Source organism: Streptomyces tropicalis, assembly GCF_029269835.1.
Classification (GTDB): Bacteria; Actinomycetota; Actinomycetes; order Streptomycetales; family Streptomycetaceae; genus Streptomyces; species Streptomyces tropicalis.
This window is the reverse complement of the sequence record NZ_JARJBB010000025.1, coordinates 1-11,204: the sequence shown is the minus strand read 5'-3', so window position 1 is coordinate 11,204 and position 11,204 is coordinate 1. Positions and strand designations below refer to the sequence as shown.

At 70.8% G+C, this 11,204-nt stretch carries 4 protein-coding genes, 1 tRNA gene and 1 rRNA gene; 1 reads left to right on the top strand and 5 read right to left on the bottom strand.

Annotated elements, in window-relative coordinates; translation table 11 throughout:
* Nucleotides 1–425: 425 nt before the first annotated feature.
* Together P3H78_RS29110 and P3H78_RS29105 are read right to left on the bottom strand one after the other, a co-directional pair.
* Nucleotides 426–1,106, bottom strand: a complete 681-nt coding sequence (locus tag P3H78_RS29110; protein WP_276112154.1) for a response regulator — start codon at nucleotides 1,104–1,106, stop codon at nucleotides 426–428.
* Between the two features lie 295 nt (nucleotides 1,107–1,401).
* Nucleotides 1,402–6,915, bottom strand: a complete 5,514-nt coding sequence (locus P3H78_RS29105; RefSeq protein ID WP_276112153.1) for a HAMP domain-containing protein — start codon at nucleotides 6,913–6,915, stop codon at nucleotides 1,402–1,404.
* A gap of 376 nt (nucleotides 6,916–7,291) precedes the next feature.
* Here P3H78_RS29105 and P3H78_RS29100 point away from each other — a divergent pair, with 376 nt between their 5' ends.
* Complete coding sequence (locus P3H78_RS29100; RefSeq protein WP_276112152.1) at nucleotides 7,292–10,045, top strand: SpoIIE family protein phosphatase; 2,754 nt, start codon at nucleotides 7,292–7,294, stop codon at nucleotides 10,043–10,045.
* A gap of 62 nt (nucleotides 10,046–10,107) precedes the next feature.
* On the opposite strand, the gene P3H78_RS29095 is transcribed toward P3H78_RS29100, so the two are convergent.
* The 3 genes from P3H78_RS29095 to rrf all read right to left on the bottom strand — a co-directional run bounded on the left by P3H78_RS29095 (nucleotide 10,108) and on the right by rrf (nucleotide 11,197).
* A tRNA-Thr gene (locus tag P3H78_RS29095) sits at nucleotides 10,108–10,180 on the bottom strand.
* 121 nt (nucleotides 10,181–10,301) lie between these two features.
* The gene (locus P3H78_RS29090; RefSeq protein WP_276112194.1) at nucleotides 10,302–10,964 is read right to left on the bottom strand and encodes a DegT/DnrJ/EryC1/StrS family aminotransferase; all 663 of its coding nucleotides are present in this window, start codon (nucleotides 10,962–10,964) and stop codon (nucleotides 10,302–10,304) included.
* Between the two features lie 116 nt (nucleotides 10,965–11,080).
* Nucleotides 11,081–11,197, bottom strand: a 5S ribosomal RNA gene (rrf, locus tag P3H78_RS29085).
* Nucleotides 11,198–11,204: the final 7 nt, after the last annotated feature.

The window sequence follows — 11,204 nt, the reverse complement described above, 5'->3', positions numbered from 1 at the left end:
TGGAGACGGCGACGGACACGTGTGCCCAGTGCTTCACCCGTTCGTGTCGTGCCGACGGGGCCGGGAAACTGACGGGACCTCACCGGGTCGCAGCAGCAGGACAGCAGGCCGTTCGGATTGGACGAAAAGGTGACGACATGGGCGGGCGTGTCCCGGTTTCCGATGTCGAACTCCCGCGCCCCGCACGGCTCGTCGGTCGCGCCCGCCCCCTGGACCCCACGCCGTCCGCGGGCAGCGCCCGGACCGGCTCCGCCCGTTGGCCGCACCCCGCGCCCGGACCCCGCACCACCCACCTGCCCGCCGCGTCCGGCGTGCCGTACGGGCGCGCACGGCCGCACGCGCACGCCGGGCGGCGCTTCACGCGCCGGGCCGGCGGTCGCGGTGCCGGACGCCCGTCCCGCGCGGGACGGCCCCCGGGCCGCGGATCAGCTCGGCGAGGAGACCGAGGACGTGGTGCCGGTACCCGGCTCCAGGGCGTCCAGGGCCCGGCGCAGACCGGTCAGCTTGCGCTCCAGATGCGCCGCCGTGGCCACCGCGGCCGCATCGGCCGCGTCGTCGTCGAGCTGCTTGGACAGGGCCTCGGCCTGCTCCTCCACGGCGGCGAGACGGGCCGAGAGCTCGGCGAGCAGCCCGGCCGACTCCTTGCCCTCGACGGCACCGCCGCGCCCGCCGCCCTCCAGCTGGAGCCGCAGCAGCGCCGCCTGCTCCTTCAACTGGCAGTTCTTCATGTACAGGTCCACGAACACGGAGACCTTCGCACGCAGCACCCACGGGTCGAACGGCTTGGAGATGTAGTCCACCGCGCCGGCCGCGTACCCCCGGAAGGTGTGGTGCGGGCCGTGGTTGATCGCGGTGAGGAAGATGATCGGGATGTCCCGGGTCCTCTCCCGCCGTTTGATGTGCGCCGCCGTCTCGAAGCCGTCCATGCCCGGCATCTGGACGTCCAGCAGAATGACCGCGAAGTCGTCCGTGAGCAGCGCTTTCAGCGCTTCCTCCCCGGACGATGCCCGCACCAGCGTCTGATCGAGCGCAGAGAGGATGGCCTCCAGCGCCAGCAGATTCTCCGGCCGGTCATCGACCAGGAGGATCTTGGCCTTCTGCACCATGGCCCGCCCTCCTCGCCCCGGCTTGGGGCCGCCCCTGTCCGCAGGAAGTGGGGAGACACCGGTCGGTGCCGCCCCGGGGGACGACTCCCTTGCGCCGCCCGTCCTTGTGCCGGTCATCGTAGCCGCACCCCGCCCGTCGCCACACCCTGTCACCGTGATGTCACTGTGCATGTCACTACACCCGTAGCGGAAACGCGGCGGGAGACCAGAAGGTTCCCCGATTCCCGTGCTCGTACACGACGTCGGGCCCGCCGGGTCGGCGGCATCGCGTGTCCACCGCGGATTCCCGCCGCGTTCACGCGGACCGCATCCACTGCCGCATCACGGCCAGCAGATGGTCGGGGTCGACGGGCTTGGTGACGTAGTCGGAGGCGCCCGACTCGATCGCCTTCTCCCGGTCCCCCTTCATCGCCTTGGCCGTCAGCGCGATGATCGGCAGTCCGGCGAACTGAGGCATCCTGCGGATCGCCGTCGTCGTCGCGTACCCGTCCATCTCCGGCATCATGATGTCCATCAGCACGACGGCCACGTCGTCGTGCTGCTCCAGCACCTCGATGCCCTCGCGGCCGTTCTCCGCGTACAGCACGGACAGGCCGTGCTGCTCCAGAACGCTGGTCAGCGCGAAGACGTTGCGGATGTCGTCGTCGACGATCAGCACCTTCTCACCGCCGAACCGGACGTCGCGGTGCCCCTGCCCGGACGCGTCCTGCTCCCCCGACGGCCACGCGTGCTCCGGCATCGGATGCCCGTGCGCGGCGGGCCTCTGGTCCCCGCCGGGCAGCGCCCGGCGGCGGCGCCGGAACAGGGCGGCGGCACCGTTCTGCGTCTCCTGGTACGACTTCACCTCCGCCGGCGTCTCGATCTCCGCGGCGGACAGCCTCGACAGGTCCGCCAGGTCCGCCAGCGGCGACTCGGCGGCCGCGACCAGCTCGTTGGCGTCCAGCGCGGAGCCGGGCTGCTGGTAGCCCTGCGGCGGCAGTTCGCCCGGGTGCAGCGGCAGGTACAGGGTGAAGGTCGAACCGCGGCCCGGCTCGCTCTGCGCGTGGATCTCACCGCCGAGCAGCTGCGCGATCTCCCGCGAGATCGACAGCCCCAGGCCGGTGCCGCCGTACTTGCGGCTGGTGGTGCCGTCGGCCTGCTTGAACGCCTCGAAGATCACCCGCATCTTGCTGCCCGCGATGCCGATGCCGGTGTCCGTGACCGAGAAGGCGATCAGCTCCGCGTCCGGGTCGCTGAGCGACCCCGCCTCCAGCAACTGCTCGCGGATCGCCTGCGGGACGTCGCCCCGCGCCGGCCGGATGACCAGTTCCACCGACCCGGAGTCGGTGAACTTCACCGCGTTGGACAGCAGGTTCCGCAGCACCTGCAGCAGCCGCTGCTCGTCGGTGTGCAGCGTGGCCGGCAGTTCCGGCGACACTCGCACCGACAGGTCCAGGCCCTTCTCCGCGGTGAGCGGCCGGAAGGTCGCCTCCACGTAGTCGATCAGCTGCACCAGCGCGATGCGCGTCGGGGAGACGTCCATCTTGCCCGCCTCGACCTTCGACAGGTCCAGGATGTCGTTGATCAGCTGGAGCAGGTCCGATCCCGCGCCGTGGATCGTCTCCGCGAACTCCACCTGCTTCGGCGACAGGTTCCCCTCGGCGTTGTCCGCGAGCAACTTGGCCAGAATCAGCAGGGAGTTCAGCGGCGTACGCAGCTCGTGCGACATGTTGGCCAGGAACTCGCTGCGGTAGCGCATGGACACCGCGAGCTGCTCGGCGCGCTCCTCCAGGACCTGCCGCGCCTCCTCGATCTCGGAGTTCTTCGCCTCGATGTCGCGGTTCTGCTGGGCCAGCAGCTCCGCCTTCTCCTCCAGCTCGGCGTTGGACGCCTGCAGCGCCTTCTGCCGCTGTTCCAGCTCCTCCGAGCGCAGCCGCAGCTGCTCGGTGAGCTCCTGGGACTGCTTCAGCAGCTGCTCGGTCTTGGTGTTGACGGAGATGGTGTTGACGCTGGTCGCGATCATCTCCGCGATCTGGTTCAGGAAGTCCTTCTGGATCTGCGTGAACGGCGTGAACGACGCCAGCTCGATCACGCCGAGCACCTTGCCCTCGAAGAGCACCGGCAGCACGATCACCTGCGCGGGCGGCGCCTCGCCGAGCCCGGAGGAGATCTTCAGGTACCCGGTCGGCGCGTTCTCCACCAGGATCGTGCGCTTCTCCTCGGCGGCCGTGCCGATCAGCGCCTCCCCCGGCCGGAACGACGCCGGCATGGAGCCCATGGAGTAGCCGTACGACCCGAGCATCCGCAGCTCGTAGTGGTCGCCGCCCTCCACCGCGAGGTCCTGGCCGTCCATCCCGGGCATCGCGACGAAGAACGCCCCGTGCTGCGCGGACACCACCGGCGTCAGCTCGCTCATGATCAGCGACGCCACGTCCTCCAGGTCCCGGCGGCCCTGCATCAGGGCGGAGATACGGGCCAGGTTGCCCTTGAGCCAGTCCTGCTCCTTGTTGGCGATGGTGGTGTCGCGCAGGTTGGCGATCATCTTGTTGATGTAGTCCTGGAGCTCCTGGATCTCACCGGAGGCGTCCACGTCGATCTTCAGGTTCAGGTCGCCGCGGGTCACCGCGGTCGCCACCCGCGCGATCGCGCGCACCTGCCGGGTCAGGTTCCCGGCCATCTCGTTCACCGACTCGGTCAGGTCGCGCCAGGTGCCGTCGACGTCCCGCACCCGCGCCTGGCCGCCCAGCTGCCCCTCGGTGCCCACCTCGCGGGCCACCCGTGTGACCTCCTCGGCGAACGACGACAACTGGTCGACCATCGTGTTGATCGTCGTCTTCAGCTCCAGGATCTCACCGCGCGCGTCGATGTCGATCTTCTTCGTCAGGTCGCCCTTGGCGATGGCGGTGGTGACCATGGCGATGTTGCGCACCTGGCCGGTCAGGTTCGACGCCATCTGGTTCACCGACTCGGTGAGGTCCTTCCACGTGCCGGCCACCCCGGGCACGTACGCCTGACCGCCGAGGATGCCGTCCGTGCCCACCTCACGGGCCACCTTGGTGACCTGGTCGGCGAACGAACTCAGCGTCTTCACCATGGTGTTGAAGGTGTCCGCGAGCTGAGCCACCTCACCGCGCGCCTCGATCGTCACCGTGCGCGTCAGATCGCCGTTGGCGACCGCCGCCGCGACCTGGGAGATGTTGCGCACCTGCATGGTCAGGTTGTTGGCCATCAGGTTGACGTTGTCGCTGAGGTCCTTCCAGATGCCCACGACGCCGGGCACGTGCGCCTGGCCGCCCAGGATGCCCTCCGTGCCCACCTCACGGGCCACCCGGGTCACCTGCTCGGCGAACGACGACAGCTGGTCGACCATCGTGTTCACCGTGGTGACCAGTTCGAGGATCTCGCCCTTGGCGTCGACGGTGATCTTCTTGGACAGGTCGCCCTTGGCGACCGCGGTCGTCACCTCGGCGATGTTGCGCACCTGGATGGTCAGGTTGTTCGCCATGAAGTTGACGGACTGCGTGAGGTCCTTCCAGGTGCCGGACACGCCCTGCACCTCGGCCTGACCGCCGAGGATGCCCTCGGTGCCCACCTCGCGGGCCACCCGGGTGACCTCCTGCGCGAACGACGACAGCTGGTCCACCATCGTGTTCAGCGTGTTCTTCAGCTCCAGGATCTCCCCGCGCGCGTCCACGGTGATCTTCTGGGAGAGGTCGCCGCGCGCCACTGCGGTGGCCACCTGGGCGATGTTGCGCACCTGGGCCGTCAGGTTGCCGGCCATGCCGTTCACGGAGTCCGTGAGGTCCCGCCACACGCCCGCGACACCGGGCACCTGCGCCTGGCCCCCGAGCCGGCCCTCCGTGCCCACCTCGCGGGCCACCCGGGTCACCTGGTCGGCGAACGCGGAGAGCTGGTCCACCATCGTGTTGATGGTGTTCTTCAGCTCCAGGATCTCCCCGCGCGCGTCCACGTCGATCTTCTGCGACAGGTCGCCGCGCGCCACCGCCGTCGTCACCTGCGCGATCTGCCGCACCTGGGAGGTGAGGTTGCCCGCCATGAAGTTGACGGAGTCGGTCAGCTCCTTCCAGGTGCCCGACACGCCGTCCACGCGGGCCTGACCGCCCAGCCGGCCCTCCGTGCCCACGTCCCGCGCCATCCGGGTGACCTGGTCCGCGAACGACGACAGCTGGTCCACCATCGTGTTCACGGTGTTCTTCAGCTGGAGCATCTCGCCGGAGACGTCCACGGTGACCTTCTGCGACAGGTCGCCGTTGGCCACCGCCGTCGTCACCTGCGCGATGTTGCGCACCTGGCCGGTCAGGTTCCGGAAGGCGGTGTTGACGGAGTCGGTCAGGTCCTTCCACGTGCCCGCCGCGCCCGCCACCTGCGCCTGGCCGCCCAGTTCGCCCTCGACGCCGATCTCCCGCGCCACCCGCGTGACCTCGGCACCGAACGACGACAGCTGGTCCACCATGCCGTTGACGGTGTTCTTCAGCTCCAGCATCTCGCCGGCCACGTCCACGGTGACCTTCTGCGACAGGTCGCCGCTGGCCACCGCCGTCGTGACGGCGGCGATGTCCCGCACCTGCGTGGTCAGGTTCCGGAAGACGGTGTTGACGGAGTCGGTCAGGTCCTTCCACGTGCCCGCCGCGCCCGGCACGTTCGCCTGGCCGCCGAGCCGGCCCTCGGCACCGACCTCGTTCGCGACCCGCGTCACCTCGTCGGCGAAGATCCGCAGCGTCTCGGTCATCTGGTTGATCGTCTCGGCGAGCTGAGCGACCTCGCCGCGCGCCGGCACGGTCACCTTCTGCGACAGGTCGCCGTTGGCCACCGCCGTCGTCACCTGCGCGATCCCGCGCACCTGGGCCGTCAGGTTGCCGGCCATCAGGTTCACCGAGTCGGTGAGCTCCTTCCAGGTGCCGTCCACACCGGGCACGTGGGCCTGACCGCCGAGGATGCCGTCCGTGCCCACCTCCCGGGCGACCCGCGTGACCTCGGAGGAGAAGGCGGAGAGCTGGTCCACCATCGTGTTGACGGTGTTCTTCAGCTCCAGCATCTCGCCGGCGACGTGCACGGTCACCTTGCGGGACAGGTCGCCCTTGGCCACCGCCGTCGTCACCAGCGCGATGTCCCGCACCTGCGCCGTCAGCCGGTACGCCATGGTGTTGACCGAGTCCGTGAGGTCCTTCCACGACCCGGACATGCCGCGCACCTGGGCCTGCCCGCCCAGCTTGCCCTCGGTGCCCACCTCGCTGGCCACCCGCGTGACCTCGTCGGTGAACGTCGACAGCTGGTCGACGAGGTTGTTCACCGTCCGCCCGACCTTCAGGAACTCCCCGCGCAGCGGGTGGCCCGCGCCGTCCGGCGTCTGCGTCCGCAGCTCCATCCGCGGCGACAGATCGCCCTCCGCCACCGCGGACAGCACCCGGCCGACCTCGGAGACGGGCCGTACGAGGTCGTCCACGAGGGCGTTGGAGTTCTCCACCGCGGCGGCCCAGGAGCCCTCGCAGGCGCCCGTCTCCAGGCGCTCGGTGAGTTTGCCCTCCCGGCCCACCATCCGCCGCACCCGGGACAGCTCGCCCGTCAGGTGCATGTTGCGGTCCGCGACCTCGTTGAACACGGCCGCGATCTCCGACATCACGCCGTCCCCGGACACCGTGAGCCGCTTGCGGAAGTTCCCGTCCCGCATCGACACCAGAGCCGTCAGCAGCCGGTTCAGCGCCGCCGTGTCCACCGTCGTGGTCCCGCCGCGCGGTTTGCGCTGGTTACTCAGGGGCTGTCCGCCTTTCGCGCGCGTCTTCGTGCTCCGCGTCGCTGCGTCAGACTCCACTGTGTCCCTCCCGCAAGGGTCGACCGTTTGCCGCTTCCCCGGTGTGCCACGCCCGGCGTACCAGTTACTGCCGCGTATTCCTGCCCGATGTAATCAGGACACACGTGAGGACGCTGCCCCACATGCGAAGAACACACTCAGCCTGCCCGGACCTTCACCAGAAGCTTGCCCAGTGTTTCACCCCGGCCGAACCAGGCCATAACAGTTCGGCAGCTTCGCACACCCTCCGCACACCTCCGGGCGGAAACACCCGCGACCGGCATCCGCGCGGACGGCGAAGGTAAGTAACCTTGCATGCGGCTGTCCAGCCACGCCGGTCCGGTCCGGCCTGGGCGGTGGCAGGGGAACGAGCGGGCATCGGAGGGCGGCCGCACACATGACCACCGGAGTGATCCCGGGGGGACAGTCCCCGGAGCCACGGCCGAGCGACCAGCGGCTGCCGGAGCAGCGGCGCGAGCCGGTCGGCCGCGAACCTGTGCACGTAGACAGCCGGACGAGGAGTTCTGTGATCACCGCGCGCGCGGCCGCCAGCTTCGAGCCCGTCGGACGATCGGTCGCCACCGCCCGGTCCTTCGTCCGGGACACGCTCCAGGGGTGGGGCTTCGGCGACATCGTCGACGACGCCGTCGTCCTCACGAGCGAACTGGTCACCAACGCCGTCGTGCACGCCGGCACCGCCGCCGACGTCCTGTGCCTGCGCAGCGACGACGGTGTCCGCGTCGAGGTGTCCGACCGCTATCCGGAGCGCGAGATCCCGCTCCAGGGCGCGGTGACGACCATGGGCAACCCCGACCGGGAGGGCGGCCGCGGCCTGCAGCTGTGCGCCGCCCTGGCCGGCCGCTGGGGCGTGGAGTACACGCCCACCCACAAGAATGTCTGGTTCCAGCTGGACCTGCCCGAGCGCCCGGTCGGCACCCGCGCCGCCGGCCCCGCCCTGCCCGTCGAGCTGCTGCCGCTCGCCGACGGCCGGGTCCGCGTCGCCGTCGTCCAGATCGACCGCGGCGGCTCGATCGCCTCCTGGAACGAGGACGCCGAGGACCTCTTCGGCTACGCCGGCGAGCAGGTCACCGGCAAACCGCTCACCGACCTCGCGGCATGGCCGCACACCCCGGGCACCGGCACGGGCATCGCGGAGGCGCTCCGGCTCTCCCGCTGGGAGGGCAGCTACGGCATCCGCGGCGCCCACGGCCGGGTCATCCCCGTCTACGCCTCCCACCTGCGCGTCCGCGACACCGACGGCGAGCCGTCGACGGTCTGCCTGCTGGTCCGCGACCACGAGCGCGCCGTCCTCCAGACCCCGCTGCGCGTGCCGTCCTCCGACACGGGCACCACGTCCGAGGGCCCCAGCGCGGATCCCTTCGAGGTCTTCATCGGCTCCCCCGCGCCGGACGACCTCGACGGCCTGCTCCAGCGCACCGTGGAGCGCGCCCGCGACATGCTCGACGCCGACGCCGCGTTCCTGCTGCTGGCCACCGACGACGAGACGGAGCTGGAGGTCCGCGCCTCGACCGGCCTGCCCTCCGCCCGTCAGCGCTTCGCCCGCGTCCCCGTGGAGGCGGGCCCCGGCCGCTACGGTTCGGCGCGCATGCCCGCCGTCCACGACGACCTGGCCGCGGTCCCCGGCGCGGTCCCCCTCCTCGGCGGCACCGGCATGCGCTCCGTGGTCACGGTCCCGCTGAAGGTCGAGGGCCGCCTCACCGGCTCCCTCGGCGTCGCCGCGGAGGGCCCCGGCCGGTACTCCAACGAGGAGGCGCTGCGCCTGCAGTTCGCCGCCGACCGCATCGCCCTGGCCGTCGAGTCGGCCCGCCTCGGCGAGCTGGAGCGGCTGCGCCGCGGCTCCCTGAGCTTCCTCGTCGAGGCGTCCGACCTGCTGGCCGGCACCCTGGACCGGGACCAGACCCTGGCGCTCATGGCGCAGATGACGGTCCCCACCCTGGCCACCTGGTGCGCCGTCTACACGATCGCCGACCAGGCCTCCGAGCCCTACCTGTCGTACGTCCTGCACGAGGACGAGGAACTCATCGACGGCATCAAGTCGCTGCTGTCGAAGGTCGCGCCGCCGGACCCCGTCCCGACTCCGGGTGCCCGGGTGTGGAGCGCGCCGGGCGAGGCCGCGCACCAGGCGGCCCTGCGCACTTCCATGCGCAGCCTGAGCCTCGGCGACTCGCCGGGCCGGGTGGGCACCTCGATCGGCCCGACCCTGGCGACGGCGTCCGCGGTCGGCGGCGAGACGGTCGTCCTGCCGCTCGTCGCCCGCAACCGCGTCATCGGCATGCTCACCCTCGGCAAGCCCGCCGACGAGCATTTCCGCCAGGAGATCCTGGAGCTGGCGGAGGACCTCAGCCGACGCGCCGCCCTCGCGCTGGACAACGCCCGCCTGTACTCGGAGCGCACGGCCATCAGCCAGTCCCTCCAGCGCAGCCTCCTGCCGCCCGGCCTGCCCGACATCGACGGTGTCGAGGTCGAGGTCATCTACCGCGCGGCCGGCGAGGGCAACGAGGTCGGCGGCGACTTCTACGACCTCTTCCCGATCCGGGACGGCGCCTACGGCTTCGCGATCGGCGACGTCTGCGGCACCGGCCCGGAGGCTGCGGCGGTCACGGGCCTGGCCCGGCACGCGCTGCGCCTGCTGGCCCGGGAGGGTTTCGGCGGCCCCGCGGTGCTGGAGCGCCTGAACTCCGCGATCCTCGACGAGGGCGCCCGCAGCCGCTTCCTGACCCTGCTCTACGGCGAGTTGTGGCCGCAGGAGGACGGCAGCGCGCTTCTGAAGGTGGTGTGTGCGGGGCATCCGCTGCCGCTGCGCCTGCGCCAGGACGGCACGGTCGTCCCCGCCGCGGACCCGCAGCCGCTGCTCGGCGTCATGGAGGACCTGGAGCTGTACGAGCAGACGGTCACCCTGGACCCGGGCGACGTCCTGCTGTGCGTGACGGACGGCGTCACCGAGCGCCGCGAGGGCACCCGCATGCTCGGCGACGACGGTCTGGCGGACGTGCTGACCACCTGCACGGGCCTGACGGCCGGCGCGGTCGCCGCGCGCATCATGCGTGCGGTGGAGCGCTTCGCCTCGGACGCCCCGTCGGACGACATGGCGATCCTGGCGATGCGGGTGCCGGAGGTCCTGAAGGACTGAGGGGGCCGGCCGGCCGCGGACACGCGAAAGGCCCCGCCCGAAGGGCGGGGCCTTTCTGTCGGAGCCCCCAAACGGAATCGAACCGTTGACCTTCTCCTTACCATGGAGACGCTCTGCCGACTGAGCTATAGGGGCCGGTCGCGTTCGCGAGGTTTCCCCCGCGGCAACGGAATAGATCATACCCCGAACAGGACCGTGCTCCCAACCGCGTCCGGCGGTGGCAGGGCCGCTGACGTGGCCGGTTCCGGACGGCGGGTCAGAAGGCGGGCTGCAGCAGGCCGCCGAGGGCGTTGCACGCCGAGACGACGCGCTGCATCTCGCGGCGCGTCAGTGCGGCGTCCACGGGCAACGCCAGCGTCTCCTCCGCGGCCCGCTCGGTCTCCGGCAGCGAGACGCACCGGCGGAACTCTGGCAGCCGGTGCACGGGGGTCTTCACGGGCACCCGGCACTGAACTCCCCTGGCGCGTACGGCACGTGCGAAGGCGTCCCGGTCCGGCCGGCCGTTCCCGGGGACCCGCACCACGTACTGCTGGTAGGTGTGCCCGTCGCCGTCGTCCGGCGTGCGCACGCCGCGGAGCTTCGTGTCGAGGTAGGCCGCCCGCTCCCGGCGCTGCGCGATCTCGTCGTACGGCGCCTCGGACTCGCCCTGCTCCAGGACGAGGAGGCCGTGTCGCTGCCCGATGCCGTGGAGCCGCCCGAGGTCGGCGGACCGGCCGAAGCGGTGGACGACGACGAGGGCAGCGGTCCGCGGGGTCACGGCGGCCTCGACGTCCGAGGGGTCCAGACAGTAGGTCACCGGGTCTATGTCGGCGAACACCGGCAGCGCGCCCACCTGCACCACGGCCTCGGCGACTTCCACGTTCCCGAAGGCCGGCACGACGACCTCGTCACCGACTCCGACACCGGCAGCTCTGAGCATTGCAGCAGTACCCATGCTGCGGATGGTTGTTGCGCAACGTGAACTTCAAGTGACGGCAAAAAAAAGAGGGTTGGACCTCGAACCGAAGTTCGGGGTCCAACCCTCTTTCACATTTAGTTCGGCGGCGTCCTACTCTCCCACAGGGTCCCCCCTGCAGTACCATCGGCGCTGTAAGGCTTAGCTTCCGGGTTCGAAATGTAACCGGGCGTTTCCCTCACGCTATGACCACCGAAACACTTT